The organism is Vibrio inusitatus, from assembly GCA_024346935.1.
In the GTDB taxonomy this organism is placed as follows: Bacteria; Pseudomonadota; Gammaproteobacteria; order Enterobacterales; family Vibrionaceae; genus Vibrio; species Vibrio inusitatus.
This window is the reverse complement of record AP024878.1, coordinates 1,281,570-1,299,785: the sequence shown is the minus strand read 5'-3', so window position 1 is coordinate 1,299,785 and position 18,216 is coordinate 1,281,570. Positions and strand designations below refer to the sequence as shown.

The 18,216-nt window shown below is 44.0% G+C and carries 15 protein-coding genes; 8 read left to right on the top strand and 7 right to left on the bottom strand.

What is annotated here, in order from left to right; genetic code table 11:
• Nucleotides 1-103: 103 nt before the first annotated feature.
• Both radD and rplY read left to right on the top strand, forming a co-directional pair.
• Nucleotides 104-1,840 carry a DNA repair helicase RadD gene (gene radD / locus OCU48_RS05990; protein WP_141344490.1) on the top strand — a complete coding sequence of 579 codons (1,737 nt, stop codon included), beginning with the start codon at nucleotides 104-106 and terminating at the stop codon, nucleotides 1,838-1,840.
• 177 nt (nucleotides 1,841-2,017) lie between these two features.
• The gene (gene rplY / locus OCU48_RS05985; protein WP_141344489.1) at nucleotides 2,018-2,296 is read left to right on the top strand and encodes a 50S ribosomal protein L25; all 279 of its coding nucleotides are present in this window, start codon (nucleotides 2,018-2,020) and stop codon (nucleotides 2,294-2,296) included.
• A gap of 235 nt (nucleotides 2,297-2,531) precedes the next feature.
• Here rplY and iadA read toward each other — a convergent pair whose 3' ends face one another.
• From iadA to OCU48_RS05955, 6 genes are all read right to left on the bottom strand, one after another.
• Nucleotides 2,532-3,704, bottom strand: a complete 1,173-nt coding sequence (iadA, locus tag OCU48_RS05980) for a beta-aspartyl-peptidase (RefSeq protein WP_141344488.1) — start codon at nucleotides 3,702-3,704, stop codon at nucleotides 2,532-2,534.
• Between the two features lie 9 nt (nucleotides 3,705-3,713).
• A complete protein-coding gene (locus tag OCU48_RS05975) occupies nucleotides 3,714-4,577 on the bottom strand; it encodes an ABC transporter permease (protein ID WP_141344487.1) in 864 nt (287 codons plus the stop codon).
• A gap of 5 nt (nucleotides 4,578-4,582) precedes the next feature.
• Nucleotides 4,583-5,500 (bottom strand): ABC transporter permease, encoded by a 918-nt coding sequence (locus OCU48_RS05970; protein ID WP_141344486.1) that lies wholly within the window; start codon nucleotides 5,498-5,500, stop codon nucleotides 4,583-4,585.
• A 6-nt stretch (nucleotides 5,501-5,506) separates the two neighbouring features.
• A complete protein-coding gene (locus OCU48_RS05965) occupies nucleotides 5,507-7,012 on the bottom strand; it encodes an ABC transporter substrate-binding protein (RefSeq protein WP_141344485.1) in 1,506 nt (501 codons plus the stop codon).
• 16 nt (nucleotides 7,013-7,028) lie between these two features.
• Nucleotides 7,029-8,867 (bottom strand): ABC transporter ATP-binding protein, encoded by a 1,839-nt coding sequence (locus OCU48_RS05960; protein WP_141344484.1) that lies wholly within the window; start codon nucleotides 8,865-8,867, stop codon nucleotides 7,029-7,031.
• 302 nt (nucleotides 8,868-9,169) lie between these two features.
• Nucleotides 9,170-9,424, bottom strand: coding sequence for a DUF1289 domain-containing protein (locus OCU48_RS05955; RefSeq protein ID WP_141344483.1), 255 nt, complete (start codon nucleotides 9,422-9,424; stop codon nucleotides 9,170-9,172).
• 161 nt (nucleotides 9,425-9,585) lie between these two features.
• On the opposite strand from OCU48_RS05955, the gene OCU48_RS05950 reads away from it, so the two are divergent.
• On the top strand, nucleotides 9,586-10,074 hold the full coding sequence (locus tag OCU48_RS05950) for an META domain-containing protein (protein ID WP_141344482.1): 489 nt from the start codon (nucleotides 9,586-9,588) through the stop codon (nucleotides 10,072-10,074).
• A gap of 30 nt (nucleotides 10,075-10,104) precedes the next feature.
• On the opposite strand, the gene OCU48_RS05945 is transcribed toward OCU48_RS05950, so the two are convergent.
• Entirely contained in the window at nucleotides 10,105-10,491 is a 387-nt protein-coding gene (locus OCU48_RS05945; RefSeq protein ID WP_141344481.1) for a hypothetical protein, read from the bottom strand.
• A 298-nt stretch (nucleotides 10,492-10,789) separates the two neighbouring features.
• On the opposite strand from OCU48_RS05945, the gene OCU48_RS05940 reads away from it, so the two are divergent.
• The 5 genes from OCU48_RS05940 (at nucleotide 10,790) to cydC (ending at nucleotide 18,193) form a co-directional block, all read left to right on the top strand.
• Entirely contained in the window at nucleotides 10,790-12,478 is a 1,689-nt protein-coding gene (locus tag OCU48_RS05940) for an NAD-dependent malic enzyme (RefSeq protein ID WP_141344480.1), read from the top strand.
• An 8-nt stretch (nucleotides 12,479-12,486) separates the two neighbouring features.
• Complete coding sequence (locus OCU48_RS05935; protein WP_390223115.1) at nucleotides 12,487-13,266, top strand: SanA/YdcF family protein; 780 nt, start codon at nucleotides 12,487-12,489, stop codon at nucleotides 13,264-13,266.
• A 360-nt stretch (nucleotides 13,267-13,626) separates the two neighbouring features.
• A complete protein-coding gene (gene trxB / locus OCU48_RS05930; protein WP_141344478.1) occupies nucleotides 13,627-14,583 on the top strand; it encodes a thioredoxin-disulfide reductase in 957 nt (318 codons plus the stop codon).
• A 111-nt stretch (nucleotides 14,584-14,694) separates the two neighbouring features.
• On the top strand, nucleotides 14,695-16,467 hold the full coding sequence (gene cydD, locus OCU48_RS05925) for a heme ABC transporter permease/ATP-binding protein CydD (protein WP_141344477.1): 1,773 nt from the start codon (nucleotides 14,695-14,697) through the stop codon (nucleotides 16,465-16,467).
• Nucleotides 16,460-18,193 (top strand): heme ABC transporter ATP-binding protein/permease CydC, encoded by a 1,734-nt coding sequence (gene cydC, locus OCU48_RS05920; protein WP_141344476.1) that lies wholly within the window; start codon nucleotides 16,460-16,462, stop codon nucleotides 18,191-18,193. Before cydD ends, cydC begins: the two co-directional genes overlap by 8 nt.
• Nucleotides 18,194-18,216 lie beyond the last annotated feature (23 nt).

The window sequence follows — 18,216 nt, the reverse complement described above, 5'->3', positions numbered from 1 at the left end:
AAAAGTTAAGCCTAGTGGGGATATTCCTTTTTAAGGAAGTCAGATAGTATAACTGTTTTGAATGATTCAAACTTCAACTTTTTTCAGGAAATAGTATCCAGTCATGTACCAACTGAGGCCCTATCAAGCCGATTCTGTTAAAGCGGTTGTCCACTACTTTAGAAAGCGTAGCGAACCGGCTGTCATCGTCTTACCGACTGGAGCAGGCAAAAGCTTAGTCATCGCAGAGCTTGCTCGCCTCGCCAAGGGAAAGGTATTAGTACTGGCCCACGTAAAGGAACTCGTAGAGCAAAACCACGCCAAATATGAAAGTTATGACCTTACTGGTTCTATATTTGCTGCTGGATTAGGCCGCAAAGAAACTGAGCAACAGGTGGTTTTTGCATCTGTGCAGTCCGTTGCACGAAACCTAGATGTCTTTAATGATCCCTTTTCTCTTTTAGTGATAGATGAATGTCATCGAGTACCAGAAGATAAAAGCAGCAGTTATCAAAAGGTCATCAGCCACTTAAAAGCGCTTAACCCTAATCTGAAAATATTAGGCCTAACGGCGACGCCATATCGCTTAGGCCTTGGCTGGATATACCAATACCACACTCGCGGTCAGGTGCGCTCTGATGAAGGCAGGTTCTTCAGGGATTGTGTGTTTGAATTGCCAATTCGCTATCTATTGGACCAAGAGTTTTTGACTCCGGCGAAGATCATTGATGCTCCGCTATTTAGTTATGACTTTTCTGAAATATCTCCCACACATATGGGACGATATCGAGAATCAGATATGGATTTAGTCATTGAGAAGTCAAAGCGCGCTACTCCTCAGATACTCAACCAAATAATAACGCTCGCAGACAAACGCAAGGGTGTGATGATATTTGCCGCCACCGTCAAGCACGCGGAAGAAGTGTACGCATTGTTACCTCAAGGCGAAGCCGCCATCGTTATTGGTGATACCCACACCAAGGAACGAGACCGAATCATAGAAGAATTCAAACAACAACAAATCAAATACCTTGTGAATGTCTCGGTACTGACCACCGGATTTGATGCACCACACGTTGATCTTATTGCCGTGCTTCGTCCAACCGAGTCTATAAGCCTTTACCAACAAATCATTGGTCGTGGTCTTCGACTTGCAGAAGGTAAAACTGAATGTTTGGTACTTGAGTATGCAGGAAACTGCTATGACTTGTATCAACCAGAAGTAGGTTCTCCCCAACCCGATCCTGACAGTGAAATTGTCACCATACCCTGCCCAGCTTGTGGCTTTAACAATAACTTCTGGGGTAAGACAGCCGAAAACGGCTTTGTCATCGAACACTACGGCAGAAAGTGTCAGGGTTATCTTGAAGATGATGAAGGCAACCGTGAACATTGTGATTATCGTTTCCGGGCGAAATACTGCAGGGAGTGTGGTGCTGACAATGATATTGCTGCGCGAATTTGCCACGAATGCGACGCGGTATTGGTCGACCCAGATAAAAAACTCAAAGAAGCGTTGAATCTCAAAGATGCACTGGTGTTTGAATGCACTGACCTTGAATTCAATGTCATTAAAGACAGTAAAGGAAAGAATTTTTTAAGAGTGATTTACCTAGGGGAAAGTGGTAATAAAGTCGGCTTGAATTTCTATCTTAATACCCCAGCACAAAAGAAAAGCTTTTACTCTCAGTTTGTCAGACTTCACCTAGCAGACAAACATCAAGAGTTTGATGGACTATCGCCAACTAAAGTCGTTAATCAGCAGCATCGATTTAGGCTACCTAAATTTGTCATCGCTCGAAAAGAAGGCAGATTTTGGAAACTCAGAGATGTGATATTCGACAATGAGTTTATGCTGTAACTATTCACGGTTCATCGGGTAAAATCAGGCAGAATCCTATTGCTCGTTTTCGTCTTGAATGGTAGTATCCGCGCTCGCTTTGACGATTTCTCGTTTTAAAGCGAATCCCATCAAGGACTAGGTCGCTAAGACTTTGATGAAAATCCTTTTTATTTTACTAATTTGAGAGTAAATACTATGAAATTTGAAGCAGTAGTACGTACTGAACTAGGTAAGGGTGCGAGCCGCCGCCTACGTCACGCTGGCCAATTCCCAGCAATCGTTTACGGTGGTGAAGCAGCGCCAGTATCTATCGCGCTAGTTCACTCTGACGTGATCAACCAAATGGACAAACCAGAATTCTACGAAACAATCACTCTTGTGATTGATGGCGCAGAAGTTAAGGTTAAGCCACAAGACGTTCAACGTCACGCGTTCAAGCCAAAAGTTGAGCACATGGATTTCATCCGCGTTTAATTCCCTACCAAGGAATTAACTAGGATAACATCCACCTTTTGCATATATAAAGAACTCGGTCTTACCAACTGTAGATTCTTAAAAATTAGAAAGCCCGATTGCTACCAACAACCGGGCTTTCGCCATTTCTGAACTTTGTGAATGGGTTCTTTGGGAAGTGCTATAAAACGAAAACCCGACCTTAAGTCGGGATTTTAGAAGCAGTAGAGTGTAACGTCGAGAAACGGGCAAGCAGTTATTCGAACGTCCCCTTAACCACAGCCTCACCGTCACAAACCATCACCTGCCCCTTTGCCACAGTATGAGTCAAGGCTAACTCGTCATCACTCAGTAATAAGATATCCGCATCATAGCCGACAGCTAACTCACCCTTAAATGCACTAAGCCCTAACTGCTTTGCCGCATTCTTAGTGATAGGCACGAGCATGTCACTTAAACTAAGCGCAAATTGGTTCACACCTCGCCGAATCTCTTCAAGTAGAGAGCTTGGCGTGCCGACTCCCATACCTACAATGTGCGTACGATCTTCATTCCATTTAGGTAAAGAACCACCCGCATCAGAGCTAAAAGTAAAGTTATCCTTAATGCCGAGCTCAATGGACAGCTTAGTTGCCTCAGCACAAGACATTGCCTTGCGACCTGAATCTAACATCTCTTGAGATACTGCAGTGCCATCAATGGTAGCGCCACGTTTTGCTAGCTCCACCGCCTGTTCCCATACATCTTCACGGTTTATATGAGTAGGGACAAAGCGTTCCGCTTGATAATCGGTTTCATCAAGTACATCCAAAAGCTGAGTTAACCCTTTTTTACCTGCACCAGAATGAACGGTAATAATACCGGCTTTACCCGAAACAAGCGCCGCATTGCGGACCTGCGCAACTAATTCTGCTAAACCTTGATGAGTAATGTACGGGCCACGATGATCAGAGACGGCCAATTTCACACCTACAACAGGATCAATAAAGGCGATATCTCGCATCACTGAACCAGTGATAGTAGGGGAAGGTAAAAAATAAGATCCGGTTATCATGTAGGTACTGATGCCTTCATCTCGAAAGCCCATAGTCTTGGCAAACAAGCTTTCTACATGACGAGATAAATCATCAGTGCCAAGCAAACCCAATGCCGTTGTAACACCATTCAAAGTTTGGTCGGTCAACTTCAATTCAGGGGTACGAGTTGCATAACCGCCCTCGCCTCCACCGCCAATAAAATGCTGATGAGTGTCTACAAACCCGGGCACTACATTTGCGCCCTTAGCATCAATGACTTGATATTCACCAACCAATGCAGATTCATTGATAGTGTCTTCAATCGCAATGATTTTACCTCCCGCACACAACAGGTCTTTGCTACCTAAACACTGCGGGGCATACACTGAACCATTTTTGATTAATAGCTGCATGATTGTTCCTTAATTCTTAGGGTCAAGTGCGGAGCGAATACCATCGCCCAGTACATTACAAGAGAGCACGGTCAAGAAGATACACAGCCCTGGGAAAAGAGTGAGGTACATATAACCGTCAACGGCCATAAAGTCTCGACTTGATGCCAACATAGCTCCCCACTCTGGTGAAGGCGGTTGAGCCCCAAGCCCTAAAAAGCTCAAGCTCGCTGCTGTCAATACAGAGGTGCCAACACGCATAGTGAAATACACCAGCACACTGCTCACTGTGGATGGAATAATGTGCTTAAACATGATTCTTGGCGTACTTGCACCCATTGTTTTTGCCGCGCGAACGTATTGAGAGTTCATCACTGATAGAGTCTGTGAGCGCACGATACGTGCAAACATAGGCGTACTAAAGATGGCAATGGCAATAATTACATTCACAATACCTCCACCAAGCACCGCAACAATACCGATAGCCAATAAGAAGCTTGGGAACGCAAACAGCACATCTGCTGCGCGCATAATGATGGCATCGGCAATGCCGCCGTAATAGCCACTGATTACCCCAAGAACCGTACCCACAATCACGCCGATGGTGACTGACACAAAACCAACAGAGAGCGAAATGCGAGCACCATACACAAGGCGGGCAAAGTTATCGCGACCATACAAATCGGTGCCCGCCCAATGCTCCCATGAAGGTAAACTTAAAATATTGTTGTAATCAACATCTGTTGCCGTGTAGTGCAAAAACATTGGCGCTGCAATCGCCATTACTACCATGGTCAATAGGATGCACAAGGCGACAATCGCTGTTTTCTCTCGCTTGAAGCGAATCAAAAACATCGCAAAAGGAGAAAGAGTTTTATTCGAATTAGTATCCATGATTCCTACTTCATTTTGATCTGTGGGTTCACGACGGAATACAAGACATCAACCACAAAGTTGATCAGCACGAAGTGAAACGAATAAAGGATCAATAGTGCCTGAACCACTGGGTAGTCCCTTGCGTTCACGCTGTCGATTAAGAATGAACCTAAAGCAGGCAAACCAAAGATGCTCTCAACCACAATTGAACCGCTCAATACGAAACCAATTTGCAAACCAATAACGGTAATGATCGGCAGCATCGCATTGCGAAAAGCATGTTTAATCAGTACTTGGCTCTCCATCAAACCCTTAGCTCTCGCCGTTTGAATATAGTTTTCAGACAAGACATCTAAAAATGCAGAGCGAGAAAAACGAGCAATGATGGCTGTACCCACAGTACCCAGTGTTAGCGACGGCAACACTAAATCGTGGAGGCCCTCATAGCCTGTCGGATTAAACCAACCGAGTTTGACTGCGAACACCTGAATCAAAATCAAGCCTAGCCAGAAATCGGGGACAGAGATCCCTGAAACGGCAACGACCATACTCACTCTGTCAGGCAGGCGAGATTGATAAACCGCTGCAATAACACCCAGCAAGATACCAACAGGAATAAACCACAATGATACCAAAGCAAGAGTAGCTGTGACCTTGTAACGTTCACTGATCAGGCTGACAACTGAGTCACCATTAATCATTGATTTACCGAGGTCAAAATGAACAAGGTTAACCAAAAAGTGCTGAAACTGAACCAACAAAGGAAGGTCTAGACCCAGTTGATGACGAACGGCTGCAATGTCTTGACTGCTGGCATCTAAGCCAGCAATCATTTTCGCAGGGTCGCCCGGTAACATGTGAACGAATAGGAATGCAATCACGGCAATGAGGAACATTACCCCGATCATGCCCAATAGTCGTTTTACAATATACTGCGACATGCTTTATTACTCGTAGTGAACATCAGTGATTGCTAGAGAACCGTCCGGCAACATATTGATGCCCTTAACGCTCTTAGATTTAGCCCATAGTTGGGTATCTACTGTTGTCCAAATACCAGCAGCGTCATTCCACACTGTCGATTGAACATTTTGATAGATCTTCGCTTTTTCTGCTTTATCTAATGTTTTTTGACCATCAGCTAACCATTGGTCAACGTTAGCGTTTTTGTAGTAGCTGTAGTTAGACGTACCCTGTGAACCAAATAGAGGACGGATAGCCCAGTCAACCGTACCTGATGAAGATGACCAGCCAGAATCAAAGATCACAGGTGGAGTACCATCGTTATTAATACCGTCACCCGCCGAGTAGTGGCTTGCTACATCGCGAGGAACAATCGTTGTATTCACGCCAATCGCTTTTAACTGCTGTTGAATAAACTCAGCACTGCGCATACTAGTTGTTACGTTTTTCGCCCAGATCACGGCATCAAAACCATCGGCATAACCCGCTTTAGCTAAAAGCTCTTTCGCTTTTTCTGCGTCATAGGTGTAAGGCGTTTGCGCAGCAAATGTTTCAATCTTCTCAGGGACGATTGAGTTCAGTGTGCTTGCGTCACCACCATAAACAACCTTCTTATAGGCATCCTTATTGATGGCATAGTTCAGAGCTTTTCGTACATCAGCGTTGGCCAATATTTCATTTTGGGTATTCAATGCATAGTAACGAGCGATGATAGATGGAGAAGCCACAGCATCGAGTTTTTTATCATTGGTAACCGCTGGCTTCATCGTATTTGGCAGTTGAAGCATCACTTGAGCTTGACCACTTTTTAGCATCGCAAGACGAGAACCGGCTTCTGGTACAGCGCGAAATTCTAAGTGCTCCACCTTAACGGGTTCACCCCAATAATTAGGGTTTGCATCCATAGTGATTTTTGAGCCACGAATCCATTTGTTAAGCACATAACGACCAGTGCCTACTGGATGCGCTTTGATATCTTCACCATATTTTTCAATGGCTGCAGGACTGATCATCCCCTGACTTGGGTGTGTAATATTATTGATAAAGGTGTTAGAAGGCGTTTTAAGCTGAACTTCTAATACATTTTCTGACACTACGTTGAAGCTTTCTACGTTTGACAATAGCGATGCACGACGTTGTTTTTTATCAATTTCGTCTTGGAAATTGTATTTTACTGCTTCTGCATTGAATGGTGTGCCGTCGGTGAATTTTATGCCTTCACGCAGTGTAATTGTGTATGTTTGACCGTTGTTACTTACCTCATAACCTGTTGCGAGGTTAGGCTGTACCTGCATGTTGTCATCAAATTTGAACAGACCATCATAGATAGCGTTTGCCACACTCATATCAAGTGTTACGCCCGCGTTATGTGGGTTTAATGTCTGCACTGTACTCGTGGAAGCGACAACCACTTTATCTTGTGCGGCAAATACATTGGCACTTAAGCCTAATGCAACGGCGAGAACTAAAGTTTTCTTTGTTGTGTTCATGATCATTCCTTTGTAATTATTCAGTAGCGGAAAAATGCGTTGGTGTATGTTCAACCAATAATATTGGCGAGGGAAACTCTCCCACGGGAAATATAGGGTCAGGGATATCGTCCGTTAAAAGTTCAAATTGCTTAGGCACAGAACGTTCTGTATCAATGGACGGGATTGCAGCTAGTAGCTTTTGTGTATAGCTATGTTTTGTATCCTCAAACACCTCTTGGCGATGGCCAATCTCGACAAGTTGGCCCTTTGTCAGAACCGCAACTCGATGACATACACGTTCAATAACCGCCATATCATGAGAGATAAAAATAAATGAGATACCAAATTCGTTTTGTAGCTCAAGCATCAGGTTCAAAACCGTAGCTTGAACGGAAACATCTAGCGCAGATACAGATTCATCAGCAACGATGATCTTGGGTTGTGTGGTCAGCGCTCGGGCGATATTAACGCGCTGCAACATGCCACCTGAGAATTCATGCGGATAATGGCGATAGAGTTCGGATTTAATCCCTACCTTGTTAAGCAATGCCTTTGCTTTTTGCTCTCTCTGAGCTTTAGACATTTCAGGGTGGTGTATGATGAACGGCTCTTCGACACACTCCCCTATCGTCATCTGCGGATTGAGAGACGCTAATGGATCCTGGAAAATAAATGAGATATCTCGCTTCACCAACTTTCTCTGTTCACGAGTTGGATCTAAAAGATCGATGCCTTTGTAAGAAATGCCACCACTTGCCTCTTCCAGAAGACCAAGAATCGCATTACCTATCGTAGATTTACCTGATCCCGATTCCCCTACAATACCTAAAGTTTCTCCCTTCCAAAGTTGGAAACTGACATCATTCACTGCGTGAACTTGATGGGTTACTTTGCCAAAGAAGTTGTGCTTTCTCGGAAAAACAACATGTAAACTATCAACATCGAGTAGCGGAGCTTTGCTGTAATCAACAGGACATCCTGGTATTTCTACAGAAGTCGTTTTTCCCTTCAGTTCTTCTTCCATTGTTAAAACAGGAAAAGAATGTGGCACTGCGCGTCCACGCATAGAACCTAATTTAGGGGCCGCCTTCAAAAGCGCTTTGGTATAAGGGTGCTGCGGAGAAAGAAATACTTGATTAAGCGTACCGGTCTCAACGATATCACCGTGATACATCACTGCAACACGGTCAGCGACCTCATGTACAACACCCATATCATGAGTTATGAAGATCACGCCCATACCGAGCTCGGTTTGCAGTTCGCGAATCAAACCTAAGATTTGCGCTTGAATAGTAACGTCGAGAGCTGTTGTCGGTTCGTCAGCAATAAGAAGCTTTGGCTTACAGGCCAGTGCCATTGCAATCATCACGCGCTGACGCATGCCACCGGATAGTTGGTGTGGATAGACACCTAACACCTTACGTCCTGATGGTACACGCACTAGATCAAGCATACGGCTGGCTTCTTCTATCGCTTCTGCTCTAGAGGTTTTTTGGTGTATTTGTACCGCTTCAGCTATTTGATTACCCACGGTCATAAGTGGATTTAGCGATGTCATTGGGTCTTGAAATATCATTGATATTTCGTCGCCGCGAATTTGTTGAGCCTGTCTACGACTCATAGACACCATTTCTAATGGTTCATCGCTTAACTTGCTGTCATGAAGGTAGATTTGACCTGATTTAGTCGCCTTATTGCCAAGTAGTCCCATAATGGCTTTGCTCATTACGGATTTTCCTGAACCCGATTCCCCCACTACAGCAAGAATTTCATTCTTGCTAACATCAATATTGACGTCGTGAAGTACGCCTTTTTTACCCTGCATGGTTTTAAAAGAGACATTAAGATCGCTGATCTGCAGTAGTTGGCTCATTTTTCCCTGCCTAGATTGTTCAATAAGAACACCTAGCATAAGGATTTACAGCGTCAGGATTAATATGAAAAAGTGGAAACTATCTTTTCAACAGAGAACTAGACATCAATATTCAATGCATTATTTACGTGAGAATTACGGGGTTTTCTATTTATTATCAATAACTAACAACAATAAAAAAGAATTTAAAATCTAAAAATCAACAAGTATTAATAAATAATACAAGAACATTAAAATAGAGAAATGAGAATGGAATTGTTCCGGTTATTTAAGACGTTATACGTTTCGTCTATTGAACTTCATTAAAACAGGTCACCTTGTGAGTTTGTCACCTCTTCTTCATTAAATAATTTAGGGGGCTGCTTTTCTTTTAGCATCTTACGTCTGTATCGTTGACGACAGAGTTTAATAATGTGTTTCTTCTCTGTCGACGAAAGGGTTTGCCAAGTAAAGCGTTCATCACGATTACGCATGCATCCCTTACAGTACCCTCGCTCATCAGAACTGCATACGCCAATACAAGGGCTAGGTACATCAAAAAAATCTAATTGTTCCATTTACGTGCCCATATTCAACCCTTGAATTAATACCCAACAGTATTCATCAAATAGGTCTATTATTCAATAAATGTCACTGCAATTACTGACGTATCACTGACATATTTCTCTTTATTTGTTATACACTTGGACCATATCAATTAAATATTTGGAGTCTTTAAATGTACAAAAAATTAACGGCAATATCAGCAGCTCTGCTAATTTCAGCTTGTTCAAGTATGGGCAGTAATGATGCAGATAAGCAAGCTATGGATAATAAGGCTGAAATGGAAATGAGCGCTGAAACTTTGCAAGTAAACGAGCAAGCTTTGCAGCATCACCATTGGCTATTGACTCACATAGACGGTCAAGCAGTTAAAGTTGAAGAGAACTTCAAAGCGCCAACGTTAGAAATTGGCGAGAAGATGACTACAAACGGCAACGCTGGTTGTAATAACTTCTTCGGTCAAGGTGAGCTTAAAGACGGTAAGTTCCGCATCCAACAGATAGGAATGACGATGAAAATGTGTCCAGAAGGTGTGATGAACACTGAAATGGCTTATTCAAAGGCACTGTCTGAGTGGAATAACGTCACTCTTACTAAGCAGACAATGGAACTTAAAAGCACAGAGCATACGTTGACGTTTCAACTGAAAGACTGGGTAAACTAATCCAAAGTGTGTGAGTCGTCTATTGACGACTCACAACGTTACCTTCCACAACTCTTCATCAACACAGTCAATAGTCACTTCTGCGCGATTACAGATAGCTTCGATTTGTTCTTGTTCAAATGAGTAAGGCAAAGAAATCTCAAGAGACGCTATTTTTTCCTGTTTAGCAATTTTCAATAGCTTAACTAAATTCTTTTCATCACTGTGTGTCGACGATAATTGATTAAGCGCACTTTCCCACAGTTTTTGTTCTGAATTCTGTGCCTTATCTATTTCTTGTTGCCACAACGTGCCGAAGATAGGCGCAATGCTGTGAATGACATCGACAAAACGCCAGCGATGGCCACGACTACTCTCACCCAAGAAATGGGTGTAGTCGAAGCGAACAGCGTTATTTTGTATTTGGCTACTAGTCATTATTCCAACAGAATATGCATTAAAATCAGCCAGAAAATGGCTATGTTATTGATAACTATCAGCTGAATTCATCAACAGTACAAGTCTGTATGAAATAACGTTCCACTACATCAGCAATCCATTCCTTAAAAGCATATATGTAACTAGTTGTTAACAGACCAGTTAACTATTTCAATACTTAATTGTTAGGTGGGGAAACATTTGACAAAAAATGATCACTGCGTCATTCATTTTACAAATGGGATAACTTACAATGCCCTACGCTGAACTCTTCTCTATTCTCCAACTAGGTTAAACAATGAAAAACGATAAAAGACCGCTTTATATCCCTCACGCTGGGCCTGCACTTCTGAGTACCCCATTACTCAACAAAGGAAGTGCATTTACTGCCTCAGAACGGTCCTACTTTAATCTAGATGGTTTGTTGCCTGAGACAACAGAAACAATTGCAGAACAAGTAGAACGAGCCTACCAACAATATCAACAGTTCGACAACGACATGGATCGTCATATCTACCTGCGAAATATCCAAGATACCAATGAGACTCTGTTCTACCGATTAGTACAAAACCATATTTCCGAAATGATGCCTATCATCTATACACCAACCGTTGGCGCTGCGTGTGAGAAGTTCTCTAATATCTATCGACGCGGTCGCGGCCTTTTCATCTCTTACTCTAATAGAGACCGTATCGATGACCTTCTCAACAATGCCTCTACGCATAATGTAAAAGTTATCGTCGTCACCGATGGCGAGCGCATACTAGGTCTCGGTGACCAGGGTATCGGTGGTATGGGTATCCCTATTGGAAAACTTTCTCTCTATACCGCCTGTGGTGGTATTAGCCCAGCTTACACATTACCGATTGTTTTAGATGTCGGTACTAACAACCCGCAGCGTCTAGCTGACCCAATGTACATGGGATGGAGACACCCGCGCATTACAGGGGCTGAATACGACGAATTTGTTGAAGAGTTCATCCAAGCAGTTCAACGTCGCTGGCCTGATGCTTTGATCCAATTTGAAGACTTCGCACAAAAAAATGCAATGCCACTATTGAAGCGTTACAAAAACCGTATCTGCTGCTTTAACGATGACATTCAAGGCACTGCAGCGGTTACTGTCGGCTCGCTAATTGCAGCATGTCATGCTGCAGGCAGTAAGTTGTCAGATCAACGCGTCACCTTTGTTGGTGCAGGTTCTGCTGGTTGCGGTATAGCAGAGGCTATCGTCGCACAAATGCAGGCGGAAGGTTTACCTGAAGACGAAGCTCGCTCACGCATTTATATGGTGGATCGTTGGGGTCTACTCCAAGAAGGTATGCATAACCTTCTCGACTTCCAGAAGTCATTGGCTCAAAAGGCTGAAAATCTAAAACTATGGCAGGCAAAAGGACAAGACTACTCGTTACTAGATGTCGTAGAAAACGCTAAGCCTACGGTATTGATTGGGGTATCTGGCGCGCCAGGCATCTTTAGCCAACAGGTTATTGAAACTATGCATAAACATTGCCCTCGCCCAATCGTTTTTCCTCTATCGAACCCAACGAGTCGTGTAGAAGCGGTGCCAAAAGACGTTCTTGATTGGACAGATGGTCAAGCCTTAGTCGCGACAGGTAGCCCGTTCGAGCCTGTGTTGGTTAAAGGCAAACACTTAGAGATTGCCCAATGTAACAACAGTTATATCTTCCCTGGAATCGGCCTTGGCGTACTGGCTGTTTCTGCATCACGTATTACCGACGAGATGTTGATGGAATCCAGTCGAGCACTTGCTGAATGTTCACCACTGGCTATTAAAGGTCACGGAGCGCTACTGCCACCTCTAGAAGAGATTCATTCGGTATCGAAGAAAATCGCTTTCGCTGTGGCAAAACAAGCGATTAAGCAAGGTGTTGCGCTAGAAATCACCGATCAAGCGATCAAAGAATCTATAGACAACCACTTCTGGCAGCCCGTTTACCGTCGTTATAAGCGTACTGCCTTCTAGTGAGTAAACTGAGCTGGACGAATATTAAGGATCACTATCGCCAAACCTCGGTTTGCCGCATAGCCCTTAACACTGTGAAAATACTGCTACTGCTTGGTAGCGGTATCACGCTGTGTATTATCCTGCTACTAAGCTCAGTGGATTTTTGGATGAGCTACCAAGCCAATGGACGAATCTACAAAGACGTGGAATCAGCACCAGCAAGAGACATCGCACTGATCCTAGGCACCAGCAAATACATAGGTAGAACCCTAAATCCTTACTACACCTATCGAATAGACGCAGCCATCGAACTGTACAAACAGCAAAAGGTGCGTGGCTTCTTGCTCAGTGGTGATAATGCCCATCGCTCATACAATGAGCCTTGGACAATGAAGCGAGATCTTTTAAGGGCAGGAATACCTGAAGAGCTTATCTTTCTTGATTATGCAGGTTTTAGAACGCTCGACTCCATTGTTCGCGCTAAACAAATCTTTAACCTCAATGACTTTACGGTTGTAACTCAAACCTTTCATTGTGACAGAGCACTATTCATCGCTAATTACTACAAGGCAGATGCCACCTGCCTTGGCGTCCCCTCCCCCAAACCAAAATCTTGGTTCAATGTTAGGGTTCGAGAAGTATTTGCACGAATTAAAGCAATGCTCGATGTGTACATCATGAACACCCAGCCAAAATTCTTAGGCCCGCAAGAACCAATATTGGAGATGTTACCGAAATACAACTACGGCCCCATCATGCCAAGGTTTGTGCCACAACCTTATAATGAGCCGAAATCTAATAGCTGATAGCCAGTCTCTAAATCACAAGTCGGACTTCAGGATCGTCGTCACGCTCGAGTGTGTTTATCGCGCATCTATTTCTATAAAAGGTCCCCGATAAAATCCCTCGGAGACGACGATTATAAGTCACACCTGTACTAAACGTAGTGATCTACGAAGCGATACAATCAACTAGATCACATTTAGGTGAATTGCCAAGACTTGCGTAGAAAGTAAGGCTAACAGCTTTAAGAGGGTCTTAGACTCTCATTTCGTGCCCCATCCTTGATTTCTTTACTTTCACACCAATATACCTTTAATCATCATCTTCAATTCGTCGCCTGAATTACTTACAATCGAGGCAGAATTAAAAAGGATCAAACAGTTATGAGTAATGTTAAGCACTGCAAGCTACTTATTTTAGGATCAGGCCCTGCTGGATATACGGCGGCTATCTATGCCGCTCGAGCAAATCTTAATCCAGTTATCGTTACAGGGATGCAACAAGGTGGTCAGCTAACCACTACCACCGAAGTGGAGAATTGGCCAGGCGATGCTAGTGACTTAACAGGCCCAGCATTAATGGAGCGTATGCAAGCTCATGCCGAAAAATTCGAAACTGAAATCATTTTTGACCACATCAACAAAGTCGATCTTAGCCAAAAACCTTACCGTTTATTTGGTGACAGCACAGAATTTACTTGTGATGCATTGATCATCGCAACAGGTGCCTCTGCAAAATACATTGGTTTAGAATCTGAAGAGGCCTTCAAGGGACGTGGAGTCTCGGCTTGTGCTACTTGTGATGGTTTCTTCTACCGCAACCAAGAAGTTGCGGTTGTTGGTGGAGGTAATACAGCGGTTGAAGAAGCCTTGTATCTTTCGAATATCGCCTCAAAGGTGCACCTAATTCACCGTCGCGATTCATTCCGCGCAGAGAAGATCTTGGTAAAACGTCTGATGGATAAGGTTGAGTCAGGCAATATTGTTCTACATACCGACCGTACTCTCGATGAAGTTGTTGGCGATGATATGGGCGTCACTGGCGTACGCGTTAAGGATACTCAATCCGACACAACAGAAGTAATTAATGTAATGGGTGCGTTTATTGCCATTGGTCATCAACCTAATACAGGCATTTTTAAACAGCAGCTGAAGATGAATCACGATTATATCGTGGTAAATTCTGGACTTGAAGGTAATGCGACACAAACCAGTATACCTGGAGTGTTTGCCGCCGGTGATGTTATGGATAATCAGTATCGTCAGGCCATCACATCAGCAGGTACTGGTTGTATGGCAGCGCTAGATGCTGAGCGTTATCTCGATGAGATTGATGCATAAACAAAAATAATTGCCGCTCATATTGAAATCTTAGCGTCCACAGAGTACATCTGTGGACCTTTTTCGATATACTCCTCCCAAATCAAAATTATTCGCATTTAAATCATATTCATGGATAAGAAAACCCAAGGCGAGTTGAGTCGTTGGCTTAAACAGCAAAGCAAGCTAGCAAAACGTTGGTTGACGTTAACCGTTATCGCTGGCGTCGCTTCTGCTATAGCACTCATCATTCAAGCCTCATTAATTGCTCAAATCCTACATAGCCTCATTATTGAACATGCTGATAAGTATGATTTAGTGCCCCTTTTCATTGGCTTAGGTGTGACCGTGATACTGCGCAGTGCTCTTGCATGGTGTAGAGAGATTGCGGGCTATAGAAGTGGCGAGCAAGTTCGCATCTATATCAGGGGCTTGGTGGTCGATAAAATGCGTCGTTTGGGACCTGGTCACATAAAAGGTAAAACGGCAGGTGCGTGGGGAACAATGCTGATCGAGCAGGTAGAAGAGATGCAAGATTTCTTTGCAAAATACCTACCGCAAATGGCTCTCTCTGCATTGGTTCCACTGATGATCTTGGTTGTGGTATTCCCACTTAACTGGGTCAGCGGACTGATTTTTTTAATCACGGCACCACTTATTCCCTTTTTTATGGCACTGGTTGGCAAAAAAGCCGCCGATGCCAATCGTAAAAACTTTAAGGCACTGCAACGCTTGTCTGGACATTTTTATGACCGTTTGCAAGCAATGACAACTATTCGTTTATTTGATCGTGCAAGAGATGAAAAGGAACAGTTACACGCAGCATCAGAGGTATTTCGCGAGCGAACAATGAGTGTGTTGAAAATCGCATTTTTATCTTCCGCTGTACTCGAATTTTTCACCTCTATTTCCATTGCACTTACCGCTGTGTATTTCGGTTTCACCTTTATTGGTGAGCTTAACTTTGGTCACTATGGCACTAGCGTTACCCTCTTTACCGGCTTGTTCATCTTGATACTCGCTCCGGAGTTCTATCAACCTCTTCGCGATCTTGGCACCTTTTATCACGCCAAGCAGCAGGCGATAGGTGCTGCGGAAAGCATTGTTGATTTCTTAAATATTGAAGAACCTAAACAAGAGAGCAATAAGCAGGTTATCAATAGTGATACCAAGTGCGTAATAACAGCCACTGATTTCATTGTTACCAGCACAGAAGGTAAGGTATTGGTGGGACCTATCAGTTTCACCCTAGACGCCAGCAAGAAAACCGCTTTAGTTGGCCCAAGTGGCGCTGGAAAAACCTCGATTATGAACGCGCTTCTTGGGTTCTTACCTTATCAAGGCAGCCTCACCATTAATGGCATAGAGCTATCCGAGGTTGATCTCAACAGCTACCGCTCAACGGTGAGCTGGGTAGGTCAAAACCCATTGCTGGTTCATGGCACCATTGCTGAAAACCTTAACCTTGCTGAGAACTCAGTGAGCGAGCAGGAGCTAAAAGATAAAATCAAACAGGCTCACGCCGACGAATTTATTGATAAGCTAGGTTTAGACCATGCAATTTCTGATCGCTCAGGCGGCCTATCTGTAGGCCAAGCTCAACGTATCGCCCTAGCCCGTGCTTTATTGCAAGATGGGCAATTTTGGCTTTTGGATGAACCTACTGCCAGTTTGGATGCACGTAGCGAATCGCTAATCAATGAGAGCCTGCAATCGGTGCTAGTGGGTAAAACTGCGCTTATGGTTACTCACCAATTAAGTAATCTGCAATTAATGGATCAAATCTTAGTATTGGAAAATGGCGCTCTCACTCAGCAAGGTCGCTACAGTGAACTTCAACATCAAGGCACCTTCAAAGCCATGTTGAACCAGCAACAAACACTAGGAGGCGATATCGATGCGTGAGTTACTTCCCTACCTAAAACTGTATAAAAAGCATTGGTTTGGTCTATCTCTAGGCATGATACTGGGCTTTCTCACTTTATTTGCCTCTATTGGCCTGCTGACGTTATCTGGTTGGTTCCTTTCAGCCGCGGCGGTAGCTGGGCTAACCATAGCCAGAGAAACCTTTAACTACATGCTTCCAGGCGGTGGCGTACGCGGTCTTGCTATGGGCCGCACTGCGGGTCGATGGGGAGAGCGAGTCGTATCACACAATGCGACCTTTAAGTTACTGACCGATTTGCGTGTTTATTTCTATGAGAAACTAACTCCGCTGATCCCTGGCCGAGTGGGTGGATTACGCGATGCTGATCTACTCAACCGCCTTGTCGCAGATGTATCGGCAATGGATCACGTTTACCTACGCCTTGTGAGCCCAGTAATACTGAGTATTCTTGGTATCACTTGCCTGACAGGTTTCCTAGTGTGGTTCGACAGTGATATCGGTCTAACACTTGGCGCTATCTTAATGGCTCTAGTGGTTATCTGGCCTGTACTTTTCTATAAATTAGGTAAAGGCAACGGACATAGACTAACGCAAAACCGTGCAGATCTTCGTATTCAAACCCTAGATTGGATTGAAGGACACAGTGAGCTACTGCTGTTTGGCGCAGAAAAACGCTACCGAGAAAAGATAGAGCAAGCGCAAATGGCATTGATGAGCAATCAGGCGATCAATGCTCATATTACAGGTCTTGCCAACGCATTGCTGTTACTAGCAAATGGTATGACACTATTATTGATTTTATGGATGTCCGCAGACGGTATTGGCGGTTCAGTGCCTAGCCCTCTTATCGCTCTAGTCGTCTTTGCCACTCTCGCCAGTGTTGAGCTATTAATGCCTATAGCTGGCGCATTCCAATATCTAGGGCAAACGCTGGCTTCTGCAAGGCGTCTAAATGAAGTCATCGGCGCTGAACCTGAGGTGCAATTCCCAAGTTATGCCGACAGAAAAGTAGTCAACACTGATAATAAAATTTCGGTTGAATTTAACCATGTATCGTTTGCTTACGAAAGTAATGCCCCGCTTGCCGTCGACAATTTGTCTCTCAACATAGCTGCAGGGAGTAAGCTTGCCATTCTTGGGAAAACGGGGAGTGGTAAATCAACATTACTTCAATTACTTACCCGCTACTGGGATGTACAGCAAGGGAATATCAACATTGGTGAACAAGCGTTGACCGAGCTCTCTGAATCAGAGCTTCGTAGCCTTATTTCCGTCGTGAGTCAGCGTGTTGATGTGTTAAATGGCACTCTTCGCGACAACCTACTCATTGCGAAACCGGATGCCAATGACAGTGAACTTGCAGGAACTCTTTCTAAAGTTGGACTGGATTATTTAATGGATGCACCTGGGCTTGACCAATGGCTAGGCGATGGTGGCAGACAGTTATCCGGTGGCGAAAAGCGCCGGATTGGCATTGCTCGCGCCATCCTGCATGATGCCCCTATCCTTTTGCTTGACGAACCAACAGAAGGCTTAGACCGTTCTACAGAGTCACAAATAATGTCACTGCTAGAGCAGCACTACCAAGATAAAACCGTGATTTTTGTCACTCACCGTCTGGTAGGGCTAAGTAAGATGGATAACGTTGTCGTGCTAGAGCAAGGTAAACTAGTGGAGCAAGGTGAGCATAGTGATCTTCTTAAACAAAAAGGTCGTTATTACCAACTGCATCAAGCGATCTAGTGCTAGGTTAGTTGGCAATAAAT

Excerpts from the sequence above, each read along its gene's own strand:
- radD (WP_141344490.1), top strand. The coding sequence starts at position 104 with ATGTACCAACTGAGGCCCTATCAAGCCGATTCTGTTAAAGCGGTTGTC.
- rplY (WP_141344489.1), top strand. The coding sequence starts at position 2,018 with ATGAAATTTGAAGCAGTAGTACGTACTGAACTAGGTAAGGGTGCGAGC.
- iadA (WP_141344488.1), bottom strand. The coding sequence starts at position 3,704 with ATGCAGCTATTAATCAAAAATGGTTCAGTGTATGCCCCGCAGTGTTTA.
- OCU48_RS05975 (WP_141344487.1), bottom strand. The coding sequence starts at position 4,577 with ATGGATACTAATTCGAATAAAACTCTTTCTCCTTTTGCGATGTTTTTG.
- OCU48_RS05970 (WP_141344486.1), bottom strand. The coding sequence starts at position 5,500 with ATGTCGCAGTATATTGTAAAACGACTATTGGGCATGATCGGGGTAATG.
- OCU48_RS05965 (WP_141344485.1), bottom strand. The coding sequence starts at position 7,012 with ATGAACACAACAAAGAAAACTTTAGTTCTCGCCGTTGCATTAGGCTTA.
- OCU48_RS05960 (WP_141344484.1), bottom strand. The coding sequence starts at position 8,867 with ATGAGCCAACTACTGCAGATCAGCGATCTTAATGTCTCTTTTAAAACC.
- OCU48_RS05955 (WP_141344483.1), bottom strand. The coding sequence starts at position 9,424 with ATGGAACAATTAGATTTTTTTGATGTACCTAGCCCTTGTATTGGCGTA.
- OCU48_RS05950 (WP_141344482.1), top strand. The coding sequence starts at position 9,586 with ATGTACAAAAAATTAACGGCAATATCAGCAGCTCTGCTAATTTCAGCT.
- OCU48_RS05945 (WP_141344481.1), bottom strand. The coding sequence starts at position 10,491 with ATGACTAGTAGCCAAATACAAAATAACGCTGTTCGCTTCGACTACACC.
- OCU48_RS05940 (WP_141344480.1), top strand. The coding sequence starts at position 10,790 with ATGAAAAACGATAAAAGACCGCTTTATATCCCTCACGCTGGGCCTGCA.
- trxB (WP_141344478.1), top strand. The coding sequence starts at position 13,627 with ATGAGTAATGTTAAGCACTGCAAGCTACTTATTTTAGGATCAGGCCCT.
- cydD (WP_141344477.1), top strand. The coding sequence starts at position 14,695 with ATGGATAAGAAAACCCAAGGCGAGTTGAGTCGTTGGCTTAAACAGCAA.
- cydC (WP_141344476.1), top strand. The coding sequence starts at position 16,460 with ATGCGTGAGTTACTTCCCTACCTAAAACTGTATAAAAAGCATTGGTTT.